The organism is Nonlabens sp., assembly GCF_018401815.1.
In the GTDB taxonomy this organism is placed as follows: Bacteria; Bacteroidota; Bacteroidia; order Flavobacteriales; family Flavobacteriaceae; genus Nonlabens.
The window spans coordinates 222,704-245,951 of record NZ_JAGYKG010000002.1 but is presented as its reverse complement, the minus strand read 5'-3'; the positions used below and the strand labels follow the sequence as shown (position 1 = coordinate 245,951).

General features: G+C 36.1%; 25 protein-coding genes. 13 read left to right on the top strand and 12 right to left on the bottom strand.

Annotation, left to right across the window (positions count from 1 at the left end):
* Genes murD through mraZ form a run of 7 tightly spaced genes read right to left on the bottom strand, consistent with a single transcriptional unit; the run spans position 1 to position 7,726 of the window.
* A complete protein-coding gene (murD, locus tag KG732_RS05425) occupies positions 1-1,362 on the bottom strand; it encodes a UDP-N-acetylmuramoyl-L-alanine--D-glutamate ligase (protein ID WP_213521448.1) in 1,362 nt (453 codons plus the stop codon).
* Positions 1,362-2,594: a phospho-N-acetylmuramoyl-pentapeptide-transferase gene (mraY, locus tag KG732_RS05420; RefSeq protein ID WP_213521447.1), complete on the bottom strand. Its 1,233-nt coding sequence runs from the start codon at positions 2,592-2,594 to the stop codon at positions 1,362-1,364. The genes murD and mraY overlap by 1 nt, the downstream gene beginning before the upstream one ends.
* Before the next feature lies 1 nt (position 2,595).
* Positions 2,596-4,062, bottom strand: a complete 1,467-nt coding sequence (locus KG732_RS05415) for a UDP-N-acetylmuramoyl-L-alanyl-D-glutamate--2,6-diaminopimelate ligase (protein WP_213521446.1) — start codon at positions 4,060-4,062, stop codon at positions 2,596-2,598.
* The gene (locus tag KG732_RS05410) at positions 4,059-6,050 is read right to left on the bottom strand and encodes a penicillin-binding protein (protein ID WP_213521445.1); all 1,992 of its coding nucleotides are present in this window, start codon (positions 6,048-6,050) and stop codon (positions 4,059-4,061) included. Before KG732_RS05410 ends, KG732_RS05415 begins: the two co-directional genes overlap by 4 nt.
* Entirely contained in the window at positions 6,037-6,366 is a 330-nt protein-coding gene (locus KG732_RS05405) for an FtsL-like putative cell division protein (protein ID WP_213521444.1), read from the bottom strand. Before KG732_RS05405 ends, KG732_RS05410 begins: the two co-directional genes overlap by 14 nt.
* Positions 6,367-7,284, bottom strand: coding sequence for a 16S rRNA (cytosine(1402)-N(4))-methyltransferase RsmH (gene rsmH / locus KG732_RS05400; RefSeq protein WP_213521443.1), 918 nt, complete (start codon positions 7,282-7,284; stop codon positions 6,367-6,369). It abuts the gene before it with no gap.
* A complete protein-coding gene (mraZ, locus tag KG732_RS05395) occupies positions 7,259-7,726 on the bottom strand; it encodes a division/cell wall cluster transcriptional repressor MraZ (RefSeq protein ID WP_213521706.1) in 468 nt (155 codons plus the stop codon). Before mraZ ends, rsmH begins: the two co-directional genes overlap by 26 nt.
* A 296-nt stretch (positions 7,727-8,022) precedes the next feature.
* Here mraZ and KG732_RS05390 point away from each other — a divergent pair, with 296 nt between their 5' ends.
* Positions 8,023-8,787, top strand: a complete 765-nt coding sequence (locus KG732_RS05390) for an alpha/beta hydrolase (protein WP_213521442.1) — start codon at positions 8,023-8,025, stop codon at positions 8,785-8,787.
* Between the two features lie 80 nt (positions 8,788-8,867).
* A complete protein-coding gene (yihA, locus tag KG732_RS05385) occupies positions 8,868-9,467 on the top strand; it encodes a ribosome biogenesis GTP-binding protein YihA/YsxC (protein ID WP_213521441.1) in 600 nt (199 codons plus the stop codon).
* Positions 9,468-9,501: 34 nt separating this feature from the next.
* On the opposite strand, the gene KG732_RS05380 is transcribed toward yihA, so the two are convergent.
* The 3 genes from KG732_RS05380 to gldB form a co-directional block, all read right to left on the bottom strand.
* Entirely contained in the window at positions 9,502-9,753 is a 252-nt protein-coding gene (locus KG732_RS05380; RefSeq protein ID WP_213521440.1) for a DUF3820 family protein, read from the bottom strand.
* A gap of 191 nt (positions 9,754-9,944) precedes the next feature.
* A complete protein-coding gene (gene gldC / locus KG732_RS05375) occupies positions 9,945-10,289 on the bottom strand; it encodes a gliding motility protein GldC (RefSeq protein ID WP_213521439.1) in 345 nt (114 codons plus the stop codon).
* A complete protein-coding gene (gldB, locus tag KG732_RS05370) occupies positions 10,289-11,266 on the bottom strand; it encodes a gliding motility lipoprotein GldB (protein WP_300980326.1) in 978 nt (325 codons plus the stop codon). The genes gldC and gldB overlap by 1 nt, the downstream gene beginning before the upstream one ends.
* A gap of 54 nt (positions 11,267-11,320) precedes the next feature.
* Here gldB and nadE point away from each other — a divergent pair, with 54 nt between their 5' ends.
* On the top strand, positions 11,321-12,115 hold the full coding sequence (nadE, locus tag KG732_RS05365) for an NAD(+) synthase (RefSeq protein WP_213521438.1): 795 nt from the start codon (positions 11,321-11,323) through the stop codon (positions 12,113-12,115).
* Between the two features lie 95 nt (positions 12,116-12,210).
* Positions 12,211-12,834 (top strand): response regulator transcription factor, encoded by a 624-nt coding sequence (locus KG732_RS05360; protein ID WP_213521437.1) that lies wholly within the window; start codon positions 12,211-12,213, stop codon positions 12,832-12,834.
* Here KG732_RS05360 and dnaG read toward each other — a convergent pair.
* Complete coding sequence (gene dnaG, locus KG732_RS05355; protein WP_213521436.1) at positions 12,827-14,818, bottom strand: DNA primase; 1,992 nt, start codon at positions 14,816-14,818, stop codon at positions 12,827-12,829. The genes KG732_RS05360 and dnaG overlap by 8 nt on opposite strands.
* Before the next feature lie 410 nt (positions 14,819-15,228).
* Between dnaG and KG732_RS05350 the strand changes: the two genes are divergently transcribed.
* From KG732_RS05350 to KG732_RS05330, 5 genes are all read left to right on the top strand, one after another.
* On the top strand, positions 15,229-15,465 hold the full coding sequence (locus tag KG732_RS05350; protein ID WP_213521435.1) for a hypothetical protein: 237 nt from the start codon (positions 15,229-15,231) through the stop codon (positions 15,463-15,465).
* Between the two features lie 67 nt (positions 15,466-15,532).
* A complete protein-coding gene (locus KG732_RS05345; protein ID WP_213521434.1) occupies positions 15,533-15,745 on the top strand; it encodes a hypothetical protein in 213 nt (70 codons plus the stop codon).
* 481 nt (positions 15,746-16,226) lie between these two features.
* Entirely contained in the window at positions 16,227-18,071 is a 1,845-nt protein-coding gene (locus KG732_RS05340) for a hypothetical protein (RefSeq protein ID WP_213521433.1), read from the top strand.
* Positions 18,072-18,287: 216 nt separating this feature from the next.
* On the top strand, positions 18,288-18,827 hold the full coding sequence (locus KG732_RS05335; protein WP_213521432.1) for a hypothetical protein: 540 nt from the start codon (positions 18,288-18,290) through the stop codon (positions 18,825-18,827).
* A 172-nt stretch (positions 18,828-18,999) separates the two neighbouring features.
* Positions 19,000-19,746, top strand: a complete 747-nt coding sequence (locus tag KG732_RS05330) for an N-formylglutamate amidohydrolase (protein WP_213521431.1) — start codon at positions 19,000-19,002, stop codon at positions 19,744-19,746.
* A 400-nt stretch (positions 19,747-20,146) separates the two neighbouring features.
* Here the strand turns inward: KG732_RS05330 and KG732_RS05325 are convergent, their stop codons facing one another.
* Positions 20,147-21,085, bottom strand: coding sequence for a BspA family leucine-rich repeat surface protein (locus KG732_RS05325; protein ID WP_213521430.1), 939 nt, complete (start codon positions 21,083-21,085; stop codon positions 20,147-20,149).
* A gap of 249 nt (positions 21,086-21,334) precedes the next feature.
* Between KG732_RS05325 and KG732_RS05320 the strand changes: the two genes are divergently transcribed.
* The 4 genes from KG732_RS05320 to KG732_RS13150 all read left to right on the top strand — a co-directional run bounded on the left by KG732_RS05320 (position 21,335) and on the right by KG732_RS13150 (position 23,181).
* Positions 21,335-21,790 (top strand): hypothetical protein, encoded by a 456-nt coding sequence (locus KG732_RS05320; protein WP_213521429.1) that lies wholly within the window; start codon positions 21,335-21,337, stop codon positions 21,788-21,790.
* 329 nt (positions 21,791-22,119) lie between these two features.
* Positions 22,120-22,359 carry a hypothetical protein gene (locus KG732_RS05315; RefSeq protein WP_213521428.1) on the top strand — a complete coding sequence of 80 codons (240 nt, stop codon included), beginning with the start codon at positions 22,120-22,122 and terminating at the stop codon, positions 22,357-22,359.
* Between the two features lie 145 nt (positions 22,360-22,504).
* Positions 22,505-22,963: a DUF6591 domain-containing protein gene (locus KG732_RS05310; RefSeq protein ID WP_367271485.1), complete on the top strand. Its 459-nt coding sequence runs from the start codon at positions 22,505-22,507 to the stop codon at positions 22,961-22,963.
* A 74-nt stretch (positions 22,964-23,037) separates the two neighbouring features.
* Entirely contained in the window at positions 23,038-23,181 is a 144-nt protein-coding gene (locus KG732_RS13150) for a lysozyme inhibitor LprI family protein (protein ID WP_367271484.1), read from the top strand.
* Positions 23,182-23,248: the final 67 nt, after the last annotated feature.

Sequence of the window (23,248 nt, the reverse complement as noted above, 5' to 3'; positions counted from 1 at the left end):
TTACAATCCTCTTACTGCATGTTTAAATTGTCGTCCTCGGTCTTCATAGTTCTTAAAAAGATCAAAACTAGCGCATGCCGGACTTAACAAAACCGTGTCGCCTGCTTGAGCTAACTTGTATGCCACTCTTACTGCATCTTCCATGTTAGTGGTTTCCACCATATGTTCTACACAATTGCCAAAAGCCTCCACGATCTTGGAATTGTCTTCTCCGAGACATACAATCGCTTTAACGTTGCGATTCACCAGACTGTATAATTGCGAATAATCGTTTCCTTTATCCACACCACCTACAATCCATACCGTGGGTTGCTCCATGCTGTCCAGGGCATAATACGTGGCATTTACATTAGTTGCTTTGGAATCATTGATGTATTGAACTTTATTAATTTTCAATACTTTTTCTAGACGGTGTTCTACTCCTTCAAAGGAAGTAAGACTTTGTCTGATGGTTTCTTTTCTTATCTGTAGCAGTTTTGAAGCGGTGGAAGCCGCCATAGCGTTTGCAGTATTGTGTCTCCCTTTAATTGATAATTGCTCTATAGGCATAGTAAATGTTGAGTTATGGGTGTGAATATGAATCTGATGGTTATGTAAAAAAGCTCCTGTTTCTAATTTCCTTTCCATAGAAAAAGGAATGAGCTGTGCTTTAATATCTAATTGTTTTATGGAGTCGGTAATGGCTTGATCATCTGCATTATAAATGAGGTAATCGTTCTCATCTTGGTTCATGGTGATACGCATTTTACTGGCTACATAATTTTCAAATTTGTAATCGTATCGGTCCAGGTGATCCGGGGTGATGTTCAAAATAATAGCTATATGCGGTTTAAAAGTGCTAATACCGTCCAGCTGAAAACTACTTACTTCTAATAATCTGTTTGCCGATCTTCCTTCTGCCACTTGCTGTGCAAAACTTTTTCCAATGTTACCTCCTGTGGTGTGATCAAGTTGAGCGACCTTAAGGATGTGATCGATTAAACTGGTTACCGTAGTTTTTCCGTTAGAGCCTGTGATCGCAATAATATTTTCATCAGTGAAACTAGCGGCAAATTCAATTTCTGATACCACTTCAATTCCTTTGGTTTTAATCGCTATAATTAGTGCCGCGTTATCAGGAATTCCAGGGCTTTTTACTACTAAGGAAGCGTTGAGGATGTTCTCTATCGTATGCCCTCCTGATTCATAGGAAATAGCTTGTTCTTGTAAAGCTTTCGCGAAAGCGGGACCTAAAACACCCGCATCACTTAAAAAAACATCATAGCCTTTTTGAGCACCTAATACAGCGGCGCCTAGGCCACTAATTCCTCCTCCGAGGACGACGAGACGTTTATTACTGGTATGTGGTTGTAACTCACTCATTAACGAACTTTTAGGGTTACAATACTGATAATAGCGAGCAATATGCCTACGATCCAAAACCGCACAACGATCTTGCTTTCGTGAATACCTCGTTTTTGATAGTGATGGTGTAATGGAGACATAAGAAAAATTCTTCTTCCCTCTCCGTGTCTCTTTTTAGTGTATTTGAACCAACTTACCTGCATTACTACAGAAAGGTTTTCCATTAAGAAAATCCCGCAAAGAATAGGGATCAACAATTCTTTTCTAGTCGCAATAGCCAGCACAGCGATAATGCCTCCTATGGTAAGACTTCCTGTATCACCCATAAAAACTTGTGCTGGAAAAGTGTTGTACCAAAGAAAGCCCACTAATGCCCCAGCAAATGCGGTGACAAATACCACCATCTCTCCAGAGTTAGGGATGTACATCACATTGAGGTAATTGGAGAAAATAATATTCCCAGAAATCCATGCAAATAACGCCAGAGTAATGACTACTATAACACTAGTTCCTGCGGCGAGCCCATCAATTCCATCGGTAAGATTAGCCCCATTAGAAACAGCAGTTACGATAATAATAACCACAGGTATAAACACCAACCAGGCCCAATTGGCAAGACTAGGATCGATCCAATCAATTACATTGGCATAATCCAACTCATTATCTTTTACAAAAGGGATCGTTGTTTTTGTGGATTTTATTGCAGCGCCAAATTCAACTGGAATATTTTGAGAAACGAGCTCTTGTTTATTTGTAGTTGGTACAATTTTTTCCTTAATGGTTATCCCATCGTGGAAGAACATGATAGAACCAATAATAGCACCTAAGCCCACCTGGCCTATCACCTTGAAAACCCCTTTTAAACCACCTTTATCTTTTTTGAAAATCTTGATATAATCGTCTGTAAAACCGATCAATCCCATCCAGATCGTGGTGATGATTAGCATGACTACGTATATATTATCGATCTGGCATAAAAGGAACGCTGGGATCAAGGTTGCCAAAATAATGATGATCCCACCCATTGTAGGTGTACCAGCTTTTTGTGCTTGGCCTGCCAGACCTAAGTCGCGTACCGTTTCCCCAACCTGCTGTTTTTGTAAAAAGTTGATGATGCGCTTACCATAAATAGTCGAAAAAGCTAGCGAAAGAACAAATGCAATAGCCGCTCTAAAGGTGATGAAGCCAAAAAGGGAGGCTCCCGGCATATTAAATTCCTCTTCTAGATATTTGAATATATAATATAACATCTTATTTGTTGAGTTGGTTAAGAAATTCTGCTATTAATTTTCGATCATCAAAGTCGGTCCTTAAACCTTGAATCTCCTGATAAGTTTCATGACCCTTACCTGCAATAAGGATGATATCATTTTGGTCTGCCATTTTTGCAGCAGCTTTTATGGCTTGCTTGCGGTTTAAAATGGTAATTGTTTTTTTAAAGTCTTGTGGTTGTACCCCTGCTTCCATATCGTCAAGAATCTTCTGAGGATCTTCGGTGCGCGGGTTATCACTTGTGAAAATAACTTGATCGCTCAGCGCTGCAGCTATATGAGCCATCTTAGGTCTTTTAGTCACGTCTCGATCTCCACCACAGCCAATAACGGTAATCACTTTTTCATTTCTTGTACGTATAGAATTGATGGTTTCCAAAACATTTTTAAGTGCGTCTGGAGTATGCGCATAGTCTACTATTGCTGTAATTCTTTTTTCAACCGTAGTAAAATATTGAAATCTTCCAGAGACTCCTTCTAACTGAGAAATCGCCTCAAGCACCTCCATTTCTTCTAATCCTAATTCTATCGCACAAGCATAAATAGCCAAAACATTGTAGGCATTGAACTGACCTATCATCTTGGACCAAACTTCATGTTTGTTGATTTTCAGCAACAAACCACCAAATTGGTTTTCTATGACTTGGGCACGGTAATCGGTATAGGTTTTTAAGGCATACCCCAACTTTCTAGCCTTAGTATTTTGAAGCATCATCACTCCGTTCTTATCGTCTAGATTAGTTAACACAAAAGCCTTTTTAGGCAATTCATCAAAGAACCTCTTCTTAACATCTCTATATTCAGCAAAGCTGTTGTGATAATCAAGATGATCGTGGGAAAGGTTGGTAAAAATTCCTCCTGCAAATTCTAGCCCAGCAACACGTTCTTGAGCTATTCCATGGCTGCTTACCTCCATAAAACAGTAATCCACTCCAACCGCCACCATAGCTGCAAGATGCTTATTAATAGTCAATGGGTCTGGTGTCGTATGCGTTGTAGGAACAACTTTATCATCAATCAAAATCTCTACCGTAGAAATCAATCCCGTTTTAAAACCCAATTTTTTAAATAATTGATATAGTAAGGACGTAGTAGTGGTTTTACCATTGGTACCGGTAACACCAACTAATTTTAACTGTCTTGAAGGGTTCTGATAAAAGTTAGCCGCTACTAAGGCTAGTGCATTATGAGCATTTGCTACTTTTATATAGGTCACCTCTTTCTCTTGGTAATCTGGAAGTTCTTCTAGGATGATCGCCTTTGCTCCTGCAGAAACTGCTTTTTCAATGTACTCATGACCGTCAACAGCTGTGCCTTTAAGTGCAACAAAAACATCTGCTTTTTGAATCGCCCTGGAATCAAATTGAATCTTATTGACCTGCACATTTGTAGTACCTATAACTACGTCCAGACTTACCTTATACAATAGGTCTTTAAGCATCATCATAATAATGTGAGAGTTAGTTGATGTGTAGAAGACAGTTTTGCCCCTGGTTGTAAACTTTGAGAACGTACTTTTCCAGAGCCTATAAGAACTACTTTAGCTCCCAGGTTTTCGACTATTGCAAGAGCATCCATAGCCTCCATTCCTATTAAATTGGGCATTTTATGAACAGCTGTTTCCCCTTGTTGATGTATGGTTTTTAAGTAAGTGTTAGTTGATCTTGCCATTGGTTCAGGAATGGATTTTTGTAGTTCTACCTCATCTAGTAATGGGTTGTTAGCATAAATCTTTTGTGCAATCTTTTTAAAAACTGGTCCAGCGACAATGTTTCCGTAGTATCCTTTTTTAGTATTTGGTTGGTGTATCACTACAATACAACTGTACTTTGGCTTATCTGCTGGGAAGTATCCAGCAAAAGAAGCGATATAATTTCCAGGGCTTTTCCAGTACTCTGCCTGACAGGTTCCTGTTTTACCCGCCATAGAGAAGTTAGTGCTATAGAGATTATCTGCTGTCCCTCTTTTTACCACATTCTCCATCATTACCTTTACTTTATTGATGGTATTCTGAGAACAGATGGCTGGATTTATGATTTCTCTGTCAAATTGTTCAATCAATCGTTCCTTAGACTTCACTTCTCTTATAAGTCGAGGCTTCACCATCACACCATTGTTAGCTACTGCGTTGTAAAAAGTCAAGGTTTGAAGTGGCGTTAATTGCACCCCATAACCAAATCCCATCCATGGTAAAGAAAGACCACTCCAGTGGGCATCGTCTGGATGTGGAATCATAGGAACGCCTTCCCCTTTAATAGGAAGGTCTAATTTTTTATTGAGATTCATGCTGTACAAGCGATTCACATAATCATCAGGATGTGATTTATAATTGTTTTGAATCATTTGTACCAATGCCGTATTTGAAGAAACCTCAAAGGCTTTTGCGACACTTATTTTCCCATAACCACCCTGTTTTGAATCCCTCACATTACGGCCGTAATAGGAAATTTTCCCCCCTTGTGTATCAAAAACAGTACTGGTATCTACTACTTTATCTTCTAAAGCCGCAATAACACTCATTAATTTAAAGGTAGAACCTGGCTCATGAGATTCCCAAACCGCATAGTTTCTCTTTTCAAAATACTTACCACTTTCTCCTCTACCTAGATTAGAAAGTGCTTTGATCTCTCCAGAAGCTACTTCCATAACCACGGCAGTACCGTGATCTGCTTCAAAATACTCCAACTGTTCTAATAAGGCGTGATGCGCCACATCTTGCATATTAACATCTATAGTGGTATACACATCATAACCATCATTAGGGTTGATCTCATTCTCACTTGAAATAGGCTTCCATTGATTTTTTCCTATTTTTTGCTCTAAACGCACTCCATCACTTCCTCTTAAATAAGGAGCAAAAGCACCTTCTAAACCTACAGGCGCACTTCCATCACGGTCATAGCCTACAATGCGCTCAGCCATTTTTCCCAAAGGATGTTCCCGAACGATTCTTTTTTCAATAATAAGCCCCCCTCGGTAAGGACCCATACCAAATAAAGGAAACTCTCGTATTTCTTTATAATCTCCATAATTTAGGTTTTTTGCGATAAGCATATAGCGATTGCGATTGCTGTGAGCTTTTCTTAATTTCTGGAGGTAATAATCTGTTGAAGTTTCAAATTTAGTTGCCAATGCCTTTGCCAATGCGGCTATATTGTCATTAAAATCTCGGTTGGATGGTGCCAAGGCATCAAAACGAATATCGTATTTACTGATAGAAGTCGCCAGTAACTGGCCATTAGCATCGAACAAATTTCCCCTTGTAGAAGGAATGATATCATTTCTAAATATGCGCTGTTCCGCTTTTCTCCTATAAGCATCACCATCAATAAATTGAATGTTGATAATTTGCACAACCACTAGCACCGCCACAATAACAAAAATGGCACCAACCAAGTACATTTTATTTAATATGTTTTTACTAGTTGTCGCCATTGTTATTCTTTATGATGATGATCTTCTGCGGCGGATTTTGAGCCGGAGCAATTCCTTTACTTTTGATTTTTAGCGCTACAGTAGATTCCATTTGCAAGAACATCAACCTTCTTTCTAAATCGGTATACTCACTATGTAGCTCTGTCACTTGCTCCTTAAGAGCAGCTAATTGATGCACCTTCTTCTCGTAACTATGACCGGTGTAAATCATGATAATGGCTAGAAAAGGAGCAAACAGAATAAACCGCCAGTTTTTAAAAGCGTCATCATTAGTCAAAAAACTCCCTTTTAATATGTCATAGATTTTAGCAGCCATCTATTCTCTTTTTATTTTCTCTGCAATACGCAGCTTAGCACTTCTCGCGCGGTTATTTTCCTTAATCTCTTCTCGAGAAGGAACGATCATCTTACCTATTCTTTTAAAAGGCACGCTGGACCTACCAAAAACATCTTTCTCTGGCTCTCCTTCAAAAAGTCCATTCCTCATAAATCTTTTTACAGGTCGGTCTTCCAAGGAGTGATAAGAAATCACACTCAGCCTGCCACCTATTTTTAATAGCTCTTCTGACTGTATTAAAAAATCGTACAGCACTTCCAGCTCCTTATTTACTTCAATGCGTATGGCTTGAAACACTTGAGCCAGTAGTTTATGTGCTATACGCTCTGGAACTAAAGGAGCACAAATCTCCTTAAGGTCTGCAACGGTAATGATTTCAGATTCTTGTCTTGCAGCTACAATGCGTTGTGCCAGCTTAAGGGCTATACGCAATTCTCCATAGTTCTTAAAAATTCTAACAAGATCCTCTTCCGTGTATTGGTTCAGTACAACAACCGCGTTTAGATCTTGATCTTGGTTCATACGCATATCCAATCGCGCATCAAACCTAGTAGAAAACCCTCTGGCAGCTTCATCAAATTGATGGGAACTCACCCCTAAATCTGCCAAAATTCCATCTACTTCTTTTATTCCATAAAGCCTTAAAAAGCGCTTCATATAACCAAAGTTCTGAGGAATCAACATAAAACGATCGTCATCAATCGCGTTCTGTACAGCGTCTATATCTTGATCAAAAGCAAATAGCCTTCCTTCAGGACCTAATCGAGCAAGTATTTCTCTAGAGTGTCCACCCCCTCCAAAAGTTACATCCACATATACCCCAGACGGATGGATGTTCAATCCACCAACAGCTTCTTTTAAAAGAACTGGATTATGATAAGAGATCGGTGGTGTCATTTCCCATTACTTCTTCAGCGAGATCAGCAAAGTCATCTAGCGAGTCATCAATGGCCGCTTCATACCTTTCCTTATCCCAGATTTCTAATATATTTACCGCACTTGAAACGGTAACTTCTTTTGTGATTCCTGCAATGGTGATGAGGTCTTTAGGAATGAGCAGTCGCCCATTGGCATCCACCTCAACAGTTTTAACTCCAGCGGTAAAACGGCGTATGAAATCATTGTGCTTTCTATTGAATCGATTTAAACCATTCAATTTTTCCATCATTTTATTCCACTCCACTAACGGATACAATTCCAAGCAAGGTTGAAAAACCGCCCTTTTAAGAACAAAACCTTCTTGCATGACAGGTGTCAACTGCTTCTTTAAAGCAGCTGGCATCATAAAGCGCCCTTTGGAGTCGGTTTTACACTCGTATGTTCCTATAAAATTGATCACTGGATATAACTGTTTTACGCTTTGTTGAATCAAAAATAAGGAAATTAATACCACTTTTTACCACAATTTCCCACTTTGTTGATAAATCCTTGTTTTTTTGAATAACTCCCCTAGTTATTAACAATTTAAGCACGCCTGTAAGGCCTCATGCGTTAGTATAAGTTTCGCTTTCGCGAAAGCGAAATAAAAAATGCTTACTATTGCTTCAAAGGAAACATTTGCTTTAAAGATCGCATCTAGAAAACATTGTTTTTCCTATACCCAAAACCATTATATTTGCCACTTAGAATTACCATATGACGCACGATTTTATCAAAGACGGTAAATTTGAGTATTACACGACTGGAGAAGGTACCCCTATCATCATATTACATGGTTTGATGGGTGGGCTCAGTAATTTTCAAGGTGTCATCGATTATTTCCCTTCTAAAGGATATCAAGTAGTCGTGCCTTCTTTACCTTTGTATTCAACACCATTAATTACGACTAGCGTCGGAACCTTTGCAAAACACATCAATGCTTTTATCAATCATATGGGGTGGGATGAAGTGATCTTGTTAGGTAATTCTCTAGGTGGACATATAGGACTTGTTACTACAAAGATGTTTCCCGAAAAAATTAAAGCACTGGTCATCACTGGAAGTTCGGGACTTTACGAAAGTGCTATGGGAGAAAGCTATCCAAAAAAAGGTGATTATGAATACATCAAAGCAAAAAGTCAGGATGTTTTTTATGATCCTGCGGTGGCTACACAAGAACTAGTAGATGAAGTTTTTGCGACGGTAAACGACCGTAATAAATTACTTAAAACGCTGGCTATCGCCAAGAGTGCTATACGTCATAATATGTCTAAAGACCTTCCCTATATGACCACACCCACTTGTATTATTTGGGGAAAACAAGACGGAGTTACACCGCCTAAAGTCGCTGTAGAGTTTCATGAAAAACTACCTAATAGTGACCTTTATTGGGTGGACAAATGTGGCCATGCTGCTATGATGGAACACCCAGACGAATTCAACGAGATTTTAAATAGCTGGTTGGAAAAAAGGGGTCTTTGATTAAAAGATCAAATCGTTCCACTAACTTCCCTTTAAAGAAATTCCCCTACTGCTTACCCTCAAACTAGTATCTTTGTTACATGAATATCACGAGCGCAGAATTTATTATATCCAATCAAGACGTATCTAAATGTCCTAATTCTGGAATTCCAGAATATGCATTTATAGGTAGGTCTAACGTGGGGAAGTCTTCATTGATCAACATGTTAGTGAATCAAAAAAGTCTTGCTAAAACTTCTGGAAGACCAGGAAAAACACAATTGATCAATCACTTCTTGATCAACAAGTCATGGCATCTGGTGGATTTACCTGGTTATGGCTACGCACGAGTTTCCAAATCTAGCAAAGCAAAATTTCAAAAATTTATTACCAAGTATTTTGAAAAACGCGAGCAGTTGGTATGCGGATTTGTACTGGTAGACGTAAGACATGATCCACAACCTATAGATGTGGAATTTATGGAGTGGTTAGGTGAAAGCGCCATTCCTTTTAGCATCATTTTTACAAAAGCAGATAAATTAAAACCCAAAGCATTAGAACGCAATGTGGAGGCTTATAAAAAGTTTTTACTGGAAGGAATATGGGAAGAAGTGCCTCCTTATTTCGTTACCAGTGCTTCTAACAATCAAGGTAAAGAAGAATTGCTGAATTATATAGGTCAAATCAATGAGTCGTTATAGGTATTATTTGAATAGTGAATAGTGAATAGTGAATTTAAAAAACAGGCCGGTCATTCACCGTGTTTCTGCGTATTTCTCTTAACATGCCCTCTATACCGTTGACCTTCATATCAAAAACAGACTGCATATAGGCTCCTAATTTACCAGCAGGAAAACCTTGCCGTCTGAACCAGATGTAATAAGACTCAGGCACTTCACTTAAGAACTTACCCTTATGAGCGCCAAAAGGCATTTTATACCAGGCCATCTCTATGAGTAGGTGGTGATCAAAAAGGGGTTCTTCCATTTGTTCAGAGTTCAGAGTTCAGAGTTCAGAGTTCAGAGTTCAGAGTTCAGTAATTTTTTAAAATTCTCACCAACTAAAAACTACAATACTTAATAATTATCAAATGTTACCAAATTAGAATCTAGTAATCAGATAGTCTAAACAACTATTATAACGGAAGTTCTACTAAAACTGAGACTGAGACTGTACATCTACTCGCCTTCCTTCAAATTCAATTTCTCTGCAAAATAATCACAAAAATCAATCATGGTATCGCGCATCTTATCATCATTAGTGGCACGGTGGTAGGTATCGGCCATAGAGACAAGGGTTTGATGAAAGAAAACACGCATTTCATCTACTGGCATATCCTTGGTCCATAAGTCTATCCTAAAAGACTCTTTCTCTGCACTATCCCACATGGAGACCATCATGGCTTTTGCCTCTGCCGCGTCTACACCACCATCTGGGGCGCTCCACCTGATGTGTTCTGGAACTCGATTTTCATCCAGTTCTATTCCGATTTTTATGGTAGATCTAATTTTTTTATCTGACATTACAGTAAAGGTTTGTATTTAGAACGTTTAAAAATTTCTTCGCCACTTAAGTCGATCATGGTTTTCAGTTCCACTTGATTATTTTCCATAAATGACTTCACCATTCGGTATCCTATATATCGGCCCACTCCACCAGGAGTTTGTTGATCTACCTCTAAATAAAACTTTGAAAATGGCGCTGGCAGTATGAACCTGGAAAGCAACTTAGAATCCGCATCATACAGCAACTCATTAGCTATAAAATAACGCCACATTTGAGATTCATTTTCTCTTGCAAACACATATTTCTCTGGTGCGTAATTCAACAACTGATCACCTGTAGCTTTAGGAGCAAATAGGTGTTGAACATAGTGAAGCTTCCCGTGGTAAATCATACTTCCTAGCAAACTGCGATCCATGCTAGGCTCCACAAAAAGTGTCGCATATGCCAAAGCCACGTCTGCTGGAAGTTGTTCTCGATTTAAATTCTCCCGCTGGTAGTTATTGATTCCTGCATACAATTCGTGGTCCTTACCTAGATAAGTATCTATAGAGATGATCAATTGGTCAGCTGTAGGAATCACCTTCTGACGGTAATTTACATCAGAAAGCACAGTTAAGATGGGAGTGGCCTTAAATTCTGGAAAATAGTAAATGACATGTCGCATGACATCCTTTATGTCACGTTCCATTTCTTGATAATTAAAATCAGCATTCTTAACTGCATTTTCTAATGCGTTGTGAATGGTATCTTTTCCTGTTAATTTTAAAATCCACAGGCTATCTGGAACTCTAGGCGGAAAAAAGAGAGGGAATTTTTCTTTTAAACTGGGAAGATCGGCGGCATTTGCCATGGCAAACTCTTTGTGGAACGTGATCAAATCAACATCCACTTGTATGTTGGCAATCTCTTCTTCGACTTTATGAATAGAAGTGCATGAAGTCATCGCTTTCGCGAAAGCGAGAATAATAAAAAACTTAAATAAATGCATCTTCATACTCTTATAACTCGGTATATTTATATTTATTTTTAAGCTTGCAAAAATACGATTATGAAAGTTGAAAAAGTAACAGATCACATAGTAAAATGGCTGAAAGATTACGCCTTCAAAGCTGGGGTCAAAGGTTATGTCGTAGGAGTAAGTGGTGGAGTGGACAGCGCCGTTACCTCTACCCTCTGCGCTATGACTGGTCTAGAAGTCCTGTGTGTAGAAATGCCTATTCACCAACATCACGATCATGTTACTAGAGCTCAAGAACATATCATACAATTAAAACACCGTTTTAAAAATATAGACGACGTAAGAAGTGACCTCACACCGGTGTTTACTATTTTTAAAAATCAAATGCCTAGGGTTTCCGACAGTCCTCAAGTAGCGCTAGCCTTAGGCAATACTAGAGCACGGCTAAGAATGACCACCTTATATTACCATGCAGGAGTACGTGCATTACTTGTAGCTGGAACGGGGAATAAAGTAGAAGACTTTGGCGTTGGTTTCTACACCAAATACGGCGATGGTGGTGTAGACGTCAGTCCTATTGCCGATTTATTAAAAAGCGAAGTTTATACCATCGCAACATATTTAAAGGTTCCTGAAAGCATTCTAAAAGCGTCCCCAAGTGATGGATTGTATGGTTCAGAACGCACAGATGAGGACCAAATAGGAGCGAGTTATGATGAATTAGAACGAGCTATGGACCAAGCTAATAAAAACATTGATATAGCGACATTAAGTGCTAGAGAACAAGAAGTCTATCGCATCTACTCCTCTTTTAATAAAAAAAATCAACACAAAATAAAACCTATTCCAGTGTGTACGATCCCAACAGATTTATTACAAATTTAGTAGTTAATTAACTGTTTTGTAAGGTAATACGTACAATAAAAACCGTAAAAATAGGTTGTAAAGAGATTATATTTGTAATCCCCTATTTGTGCGACATGAACATTATTATTGCAGATCACCATCCAGTTTTCCGAAGAGGAATTAGGAGCATGATGAAAGATCATAAGGAATTTAGCTTCAAAGAAAAAATAGACGATGGCAACGAGCTTATCTCAAGTATTGAGCTTTGCAATCCAGACCTATTAATCTTAGAAGTAGACTTACCGAATACCCGAGGTATGGCTACGATAAGAGAACTGAGAACTCATTTTCCAGATTTAAAAGTTCTGATATTGAGCTGCCATCCAGAAGAGATGTATGCGGTAAGTGCCATAAAAGCAGGGGCTGACGGGTACATCTCAAAAACTCGATCCTTAAAAGATATTAAAAAATCACTTTTGAGTATTGCTAAAGGGGAAACCTATCTTTCTGAGGAGATAAAATTCCAATTGCAGCATTCCAACCAAAAAGAAATTCTTAACTTTAAAAAATTATCTACTCGCGAGATAGAGGTCTTAAACTTTCTTTCTAAAGGCCGTCGCAACAAAGAAATTGCCGAAGCACTTGCTATCAATGAAAAAACAGTAAGCACCTACAAAACCAGATTGCTTAAAAAATTAAAGGTTGATAACATAGCAGATTTGATACACCAGTCTCGTTTGCTTCAAATTGCTAATTGAACCTACTCCAACCACCTGAAGGAATTACCGTTCTATTTTTTACATCAATTTTCCTGCGCAAAATATTGTAATTATTGATTTGCTCTAAAGCTCCAACATTCTCTATGTCAGGATCATTTGCTGCAATAATGGTATTAATTTTATGGACGATATCAAAAAGTAAGAGTTGTCTTAAGTGATATAATACTTGACTGGTGTATTGAGAGATCGTTTGATCTTTTTGAACAGGAAAAATTTTATGCCTCTCCCAATCGTGCAAATGATACTTTTCATCAGACATGGAAATATCGGCTATAGTATGGGCATATTCCCCGTCAAAAGTAGAGACGATAAGTTGTGTATCAATTTCCTGTTCCAGCAGTAACACGTCAATGATCCTGGTATATATCACCTGAAAATCTGGATTGGCAAATTTGATTTCATCGGCCTGTAAATCCATATAGATTTTTTCATAAACACGATGTTTTGTTTTTACGGTTTCGTATTCTACCTCCACTCCACTAGCATCTTGAAGGTATTCATCTTCAAAGAGTTCATCTTTACCTCCATACAAAATCAAAATAGTAATGATGGAACGCTCTAAAAGGGCTCTTCTATCTACATGTACCATTGCTTCAGAAGCTTCGACTTTGGTTAAGGGTTGCGGTGCTTGTGCCCTACTGTCTTTTTTCTTTTGTTCATTAAAACTAGCATTACGCACTTGCGCAAGGGTGGAGAACAAGACCTCTTCTCCTATATCCAGAATAGCGGCACTTTCTCTAACGTATATTTCTCTAGAAATATCATCAGGTATTTTGGCAATACTATTTACAATATCCCGTATCATTCCCGCCTTTTTAATAGGGTCGCCGGCAGCTTCTTTTTTGAGTAGGTTGGATTTAAAAGAAATAAAATCTTGAGCATTATGAATTAAAAACTCATTAATTTCAGATGTCGTATGAGATTTTGCAAAGGAATCAGGATCTTCTCCATCAGGAAAAGTACAAACACGCACGTTCATTCCTGCTTCTAAAATAAGGTCTGTTCCTCTTATAGCTGCGCGTATTCCTGCCGCATCACCATCGTAAAGTACGGTGATGTTTTTGGTCAAACGTTGTATCAAACGTATTTGTTGACTGGTTAACGCCGTTCCAGAACTAGATACTACATTACTTACACCAGCCTGATGCAATTGAATCACATCGGTATACCCCTCTACCAGGTAACACAGATCTTCCTTAGCTATAGATTGCTTTGCCTCATAGATACCATAAAGCACGTTGGATTTATCATAGATCTCACTTTGAGGCGAGTTCAAATACTTAGCTGCTTTCTTTTCATTGTTGAGAATACGTCCTCCAAAGCCCAGAACCCTTCCAGAAAGACTGCGTATAGGAAACATCACACGACCTTTAAATCGGTCAAATTGCTTTTCTTCCTTTACAATAGAAACACCAGTTTTATCGAGAAAATTTAATTGATATCCCGCTTTGATTGCCGCATCTGTAAAGGCACTCCATTGATCTGGATTGTACCCTAGCTGAAAGTACTCTATAGTTTCATCTGTAAAACCCCGCTCTTTAAAATAACTGTATCCTATTGCTTTTCCTTCTTCTGTTTGGAGTTGGCTTTGAAACCATTCGGCTGCAAATTTAGAAACGAGAAACATGGATTCCTTTTCGTCTAGCGCTTGTTTTTGCTCCTCTGACTGTTCGGTCTCTTCTACTTCTATATTGTATTTTTTAGCCAGCCACTTGATGGCTTCTGGAAAGGTAAAATGTTCGTGTTCCATGATAAAGGTCACTGCATTACCTCCTTTTCCAGAACTAAAATCCTTCCAGATTTGTTTTACTGGGGACACCATAAAACTAGGAGAACGCTCTTCAGTAAAAGGACTCAATCCTTTGAAATTAGCACCTGATTTTTTTAACTGTACAAAGTCCCCGATCACCTCTTCTACACGAGCGGCGTCAAATACGGCATCTACAGTTGTTCTTGAAATCATGTTGCTTATTCTAGATATAAAAATACGTATTTATACCAAATCTAGTGCTCTAAAATACGGCTTAAAAAAGCCCTTGTTTTCTCAGGAGCTTTTTAAAGTTAGTAGTGCGGACAGAACTCGAACTAGCGACCTTAAATTATGAGTTGGAATACCCTACCCAAAAAGTTCCTTTTAACCCGCTAAGTAATCAAAACCGTATACGGTACCGTGTACGCTTGTTAGGTTACAATATTAAGCAAACCGAAGGTTGAACCAAGGGTTGAAATTAAAAAAATATGAATCAACGATTTCTAACTAATAAGCATCAATTCAACCGCTTTAAAAAGTAATGTACTGCAAGAGCGCTTCGGTGAGTCAAAAAAGCTGGTGCTGCTGAAAAGCCTAAAGACATTTTTGAGTAGGTCTGTTTTATGAATGTTTACACAGCAAAACTGGATCCTATTAACTGGCTTGTCCATTTAAATGATGAGACCAGAATAAACACGCTACAGTCAATTAAAAACAGTAAACAAGACGCTATTGATACGCTTATTAATGAGAATAATGATCTTCAACAACTTCTTGATAAACGTCTAGAAGAAAAAACAGCTGATTTTGTAGATGCTAGAAGTTCTCTGAATGAGGTGAGACATCGACATGGGATTTAAACTTACTATTTCTCCTCTTGCAGATCTAGATGTAACATAGGCTTACCAATATTAAGGGGATGTTTCTTTGAAAGTGCTCAAAGACTTTGATAAAGAGATAGAAGTTGCATACACAGCCTTAGAGTTAAATCCTTTCTTTAAAGTGCGTTATAAAAATGTGAGAGGTTTACCGCTTAAAAAATTTCCTTTTATCATTTTTTATACGCTTGACGAAGTAAATAAAATCGTAGAAATAAGAAGTGTTTTTAATACACATCAAGATCCTGCAAAATATCGTTAGATGAGATTTTCTAACTAAAGGGATAGAACGATTAAAATGGAAAAAATAAATTCTTAGCTAGAACTAGAACAAACCCCTATCTACATCTTGAAAAATGTCATCCTCTGCTTCCATAAAAAGATCTACAAAAGCGTAACAGAATGAAACCCTTTACAAAAGAATGACTCAAATATTCTTTCGTTGGATTTTGGAGCCATTTAAATGCAGGCAATCAAGCCATCGATGTCACCCCTCATCTCCTGGCCCGCTTTCGCGAAAGTGAGAGCTTTTAATAATAATAACCCGTCTTTACGGGCTCCCTTACGAGTACTAAGATAAAAACACCTACTTTTAAACCAGACAACACGGTCAAAAATGACTTTCCTATATGCTTTTATCCGTGATAGAAACAAGAAATCGCGTAGGTTGGAGGTTATATAAGGAGTTGGCACCAAGCAAAAAATACAACACAAACACAAACAAAAAGAAAAAAACAAGAAATATGAAGTTAGAAAAAATACTAGACAAGCTCGGTTCTCTTGAAAAGAACTCTTTCATTAAAATAATTGACAATATCATTTCAAAAAATCCTAAAAACGCAAAGGAAATTGAGAAAATATTGAGTTCGTCTGACAAGAGTTTGAAAACAGTTGACAATCAAAACATTTCTAACATATTTGAATTAATTTCTACCGAATTTATCGACCACATCAACTGCGAATTTCAAGAAGCTAATTCACAATTAGATATCTTAATTGACATTATTATTCGTGACGGAAATTGCATAATGCGACAAGATTGGTTTTCAAGATTGTATGAAAATGAAATCAAGAACCTAAAAACGAAGATTAAAGCACTTAACACAGAATTAGAAAATGATAAGTCTGAACTGAGTGATTCAAGAAAAAGAGATTATAAAATTTATAAGTCTTGCTTATCTGTCGCTTACTCAAATGACATTGCAAATAACCGAGAAGCTAAAATAACCTCTGACGAGTTATCTATCATTTTAACTTTAGCCAAACAATTAGGTTTATCTCAAGAAGAAATTAAGCTAATCAACTACTCTATACTACCAGTTAAAAAAGTTGAAATACAAGACGTAATTAATAATCTCAAAAATCTTGGCATAGCTTTTTATTCGAAAAAGGAAAATACAATTTATGTCGCAGATGAAATGGTAAGACTTTTAAGGAAAGTAAGGCAAAAAGAAGTAGCCGACAAATTTTATCGAAGAACCTTAAAACTTCTTAGAGAACCAATAATTAATCAAATTGCCAAAAATCACAATATTGACAGGAAACTAAGTGCTACTCAAAAAATTGAGAAAATAATTAAGGAAGGAATTTCATTTACGGAGTTGCTTTCAAATGATATCTATAAAGAAGGTATTACCCTAACCGAAAAGAAAAAAACTCTAAATGAACTTTGTGAAAAGAGTTTAAATATCCAAAATTTAAAAGGAAGTACTTTAGAAGATAAAATTAGCAGCTTAATTGAATACTTTGAAAATGTAGAGAAAGACGAAAAGGTTGGAATTTCACTTGATGGCTTCGACAAAATGCTAACGGAGTTAAATGTTTCATTACCGAATATAAATAAGGACTTGAAAGAGAGATTTGAACTTCAAGATGAATATGTTTTAACGGCAAACTATTTATTAGATTACAACATAAAACCTCGTGATATTTTGGATTTACTTGAGAAGTCTGACTTTACAAAATTTATAAAAGACAACGGAATAAAACAGCGAGGAGACGACACTTTAAATATTCTTGACCATTATAAAGATGTTGAAAACCTGTATTTAGAAAATTATGAAAATGTAGCTTACCGTAATTTGAATCTACTTAAGGAAAACGGAATTATAATAAAGGAAAGTGAGCTTGGGCTTAAGTTTGAAGAATTAACCAAAATCATCTTTAAAGATTTAGCATTTAATGTAGATGATAAGTTTAAAAATCAACTGAACACACAAAAGGATATGATAGATATACTTTTGAATTTAGGTAACAAAGAAATTATTATAGTCGAATGCAAAACAAGTAAGGAAAAGGGCTACAACAAATTTAGTTCTGTTTCAAGACAACTTAAATCATACCAAAACTTAGCGTTAAAAAACCACTTTCGAATAGTTAAAATTTTACTTGTAGCACCAGAATTTAGTGATGATTTTGTTTACGACTGCGAAATGGATACAGAAATGAATCTATCATTATTGACAGCTTCTACTCTTTCTAAAATACACGAAGCGTTTAAATCTTCAAAATATGAGGAATTTCCACATGTATTATTTAGAGATATAGTGATTAACGAAGAAAGAATTTTAAAGGCATTAAGTAAATAAAGCCAGTTGCTAACAATGTATATAAAAAATAGGCGAAATAGTAGTAAAATCAAGGCTTTTGGCTCGTATCAAACTTTGTGCTTAACCGAAAGTTTCGTGCTTCGAAATCGCCTACTTTTCATATACTAAACGTTGGTAATTAAAAAACATAATGGTCGGAAGTAGCAGAAAAAAGACTTTAAACATAAGTAAACAAAACATTTCAAATGAAAAAGAATGAAAAAATTATTTTTAAGTTTCGTTACACTGATTCTAATTAGTGGAAGTCTATTTTCGCAAGAATTAGTATTAAAAAGCAGCGATTTAGATGTTCAAAAACGTCCCAAGGGCAAATTTACCGCCTACGAAAGTAAGGATGGTTCAGTATATACTATAGGAGAAAAAGTCACAATCGGAGTTCCTTCATCAAATAAAACATTTGCTTTCATTACAGAAGGTGATGGTTTTTTACTTCCAATCACTCAATTATTTGTGAATGCAAGTGGAGAACAAGTTGAAATAAAGAGAATTGATGTAGGCGGCAGCAAAAGAACAGGGTTCTATGCTTCATTAAGATGTAAAGGACTTACAGGATTGTCGAATTATAGCATACAACTTGAAAACGCTATTTCTGTAGGAGAGGTGAAATCTTTTGGAATGACAAGTGATGAAGCACTTGCCGAATTAAAGAAAGCAAAAGATAAATTAGATTTGGAGTTAATAACACAAGAACAATATAATGTAGTTAAGGCAGATTTGATAAAATATATAAAATAAAAGCCCAATACACGTGCTATATTTAATTGCATAGTTATGCTAAATTAAGAAGTTGTCACTGGCATAAAGTTTATTATAACTTGAAAGAGAATAGCTCCAAAATGCCACTTCATCTTAAGCAACAACCCATAGAGGTATTTTAGGACGAGACATTATTAAACCTGAACAAACAATGGACAAAAAAATAATCCTTCATATCCCTCATTCCTCGACACACATCCCTTTGTCGGATGGTTATCTTGTAGACCCCATCACTCTTGAAAAAGAGATTTTAAAATTGACTGATTGGTATACGGATGACCTTTTTTATTCAAGTGAAGAAGAAATGATAGTAGCTGAATTTTCTAGAATATTTTGCGATCCTGAGAGATTTACAGATGATTCACAAGAAGTGATGGCTCAATATGGTATGGGCGTATTATACGAAAAAAGTGATACTGGTGAAGTAAATAGAATTGTAACACCCGAGTTGAAAGAAAAAGTATTGACCTCTTATTATTGGAAACATCACAATAAATTCAATACCGCTGTAAATAATCAGTTAGACCATTATGGTAAGGTTACCATCATTGACTGCCATTCATATCCTAGCAAACCATTAAAAAGAGACCTCGATAAAAACCCAAACCGACCTGATTTTAATATTGGAACTGATTCCTTTCATACCACCAAGGAGTTGATAGACCTATCGGTTTCATTTTTTAAAAAAGCAGGGTATACATTAGGCATTGATTGGCCCTATACCGGTTCTATTGTGCCACTCGAGCATTACAAGAAAAATAAAAATGTTTCAAGCATCATGCTTGAAATCAATAGAGCTCTTTATTTGAATGAGCCAACGAATCAAAAGTCTGAAACCTATTACCAGATAAAACAAATTACGAGTGAATATATTCAAACAATTAAAAACAGCATATAACCTGATCTGATGCATTTAAAATGTTGTTCTGATATTTTTGCAAATTAATTAGGAACATAAAAGAGGGGTCTTGATCTGTTCAAATAAAGGTAATATCAGGTAATAAAACTTAATTTTCTTTATAATTCCCAAAAAACTATTAGAAGTAACATCTGAGTAAAATGCTTGGAAAATTTAATCAAGGCACTTGTGTCAAGAAAATACCGATATTATTTTTTGATTTTATAAAGGAAATAGCGCTTATCCTCCAAATTTCGAACCCTTTTTATCAAACCTGGTTTACACAAATTGATTTCCCTAATCATTGAAGCTCTTTTTACTTTTTGGGCTTCGAATTGAAGATGGTTAATTTCAAAAATTTCATGTAACTCCTTCATAGATATAAGCTTATCTTCTTTCGCTATATTTTTAAGGCGCTTAATAATATCCTGATAACTCTTGGCACTAGTTGTTTTCCTGAATTTCCAGACAGAAAAAAACTGAAAGAAGAAAAAAGAATTAGCATCAGGGCTATTTGTAAATAAATTGAGCTTTTAACAACTTTAAATTTAGGCAGGATCAATAAACTACTCGTATTAAAATCATTTGGAACACCAATAATATCAGGTGTCCATAAAGATAAGTTTTGCGAAAACTTAATTGCATTTCTGAACATATTTTCCATGATTGTAACTTTATTTACGTTCCACATGCTAATGTCTTGATTAAAGTTTAAGGCCTCAGCAAACATACCTCCCATGTCGATTACTTCAGAAGTATTCCACTTGTATAAAGGTTGATTAAAGTGAACTGCATTATCAAACATTCCGCTCATATGCGTTGCATTGGAAACATCCCATGAATTTATTGGACTATTAAAATTGCTGTTTTGAAACATCCCATTTAAGTGGCTTCCGTTACTTATATTCCACCTCGATATATCAGAATTAAAGTTTTTAGTACCATGAAACATATCGCTAAAATACTTGACTTTTTCTGTGTTCCAATAACTTAAATCAGAATTGAATAATGCAGCAAACCCAAACATAAAAGTCATATTAGTTACGTTTGACACATCCCAATGACTCAGGTCGCCATTGAAATTATAATTTTGATAAAATAAATAACTCGTGTCTGTAACAAAGGTTGTTACCACGTTATCCAGCGGTTGCCCCTTACTTGCCATTTCATTTAATAATTCATTATCTACAACTAAATAAGGTTGGTCATTAAATATATAGCTTTCACCAATTTTAGCTGATACTGAACACTTAAGAGTTACACCATTATCATCTAAAAATATCTTGGGTTCATCTTGTAAGAAAAGTGCCAAAAACAGAATTAATCGTGATATAATCATATTTCAATAATTTATCAATTTAGGGTTATTAATTAGAATTATTGAACAAACGAAAAAGTAATGCTCTTTATAATACTTAATAAAATTAACACAAAGTTGGCTAGTCTGTGCAAATAAAACTAACGATTGCTGCGAGAAAATCTAGGTGACTTTAGATAATACAACGTAGTTTTCCTATTAAAATCTAGTTAAAATCCGGTTTCTTACTTTATTTGTTTTAACGATTATTAATTTTTAAGGCGCCACGACATGAAAAAAACACAGGTTACTACATTTTTAAAGATAATTTGTTTGATGACCATTATAAGCTGTAATGATTCCAACAAAGACAATGAAACAACCAATCTAAAAACCGAAATTCCAATTGAACTGTCTAAAAATGAAGCAGTAAAAGAATATTTCGCGGCCTTAGATCAAGTAGTGAATGAATATGTCACTATGATAGAAGAAATGAGTGAGGCATCAAAAGAAGCCGAAAACAGCAATGATAAAGGTTTTGGAGCTGCTATGAATATGTTAAGTAATGCCTCAAGTTCTATAATAAAAATGGCACCATTATTAGAAAAAATGGATGCACTTGAGAAAGAGGCAGACATTATGAAAAATGAACTATCGGAAGAAGAACTTAAAGCTTTTATGGATAGTTATTTGAAATTAATCAACAGATTTCAAGAGGCAAGTTTGAAAATAAATCAAAGTAATTAAATAAAACGTAATGGATAAATATAAGGATGGTATGAATGAAGATGAGCAAAGAAGTGCGCGTATAATTTTTAGAGATGGCTGTCCTGACGTAGCTATGCCCCTCGGTTTATAGATCTCAATATATTACTTAAATAAAGTCTTTGAATTTTTATATTTTTTTTAAAGTGTAATTCAAAGGGAGGAGAACTTTTTAAAGAAAGCTTATATTCTTTATTTATTATGTCTGACAAGAACTATTAGTAACAAAAAAAGTGGAGACCAAAACCCACTCTAAAAAACGGGGCGTATTCCGAAAAGCCTTAAGAGTAGGAAAAATTAATTTTCAGAAAATGGATAATTCAGTAAATCAAGTACCAGTAAAAACAGGCGAATGGGTTTTAACCTTTTTAATCACCGCAATACCAGTTGTAGGGTTTATAATGCTATTCGTTTGGGCTTTCGGGAGTGGTTCAAATGAGAGTAAAGCAAATTGGGCAAAAGCAGCATTAATATGGTTTGCGATTGTAATAGGCATTTACGTGCTTTTTGCTCTCATTTTTGGTGCAGCACTTTTATCAGCATTGAGTTGAAACAAATACGGTCTATGAAAGCCAACAGGCTGAACACCAAGTGTGACAAAAAAGAGTAGTATAAACCGTAAAAGTGGAGACCAGAACCCACTCTAAAAAACGGAGCGTATTCCGAAAAGCCTTATGAGTAGGAACAAAATTTAAAATAAATAAAAATGAAAAAATTAATGACAATTTTTGGGTAATAATTTTTGCTACAACCATTTTAACAAGCTGCGGAGGAAACGACAAAAAAACTTCTGAGGATGTGGAGGATGTGGAGGATGTAATTGAAAATTATTCTAATTATGAATCTAATGATGAAAACACATCTAATCAGTCCATAGAAAGTGGAGATAACTCTAATGACGAGATTGAAAGCTCTACATCTAAGGATTGCGACCAATTCATTAAAGATTACGAAGAATTTGTTAATGGCTACATTGTTATCATAAAAAAGATGAAAGCTAATCCAACAGATATGTCTATAATGACTGAATATGCAGAAATGGCTTCAAATGCGGCTACTATGCAATCTGATGCTGCTGATTGTACTGATGCAAAATATGTTACTAAATTATCTCAACTAGCAACTAAAATGGCATATGCAGCTGCAGGAATGTAATTTCAAATAAAACCATTCTATCTGATTACAAAGCTGATACTACGTTCATTGAGAATTTGTAAGAATCCGAGAGAATATGGATTACGTTTCGTGATGCAGAATTAAAAGTTATGTATCCAGAAACTGAGCCTAGATATTATGGAAGTATACATCCGATGTGTGTTTCAATTTACTTGGAGAAGTTAACCCAAGACCGGATTAAGACATTAAAAGAATAGCGCTACGGAATAGAAGAAGGCGATGTGTGTCAAGGTTCAACTAAAACCAAAGAAAAATAGTAAGCCA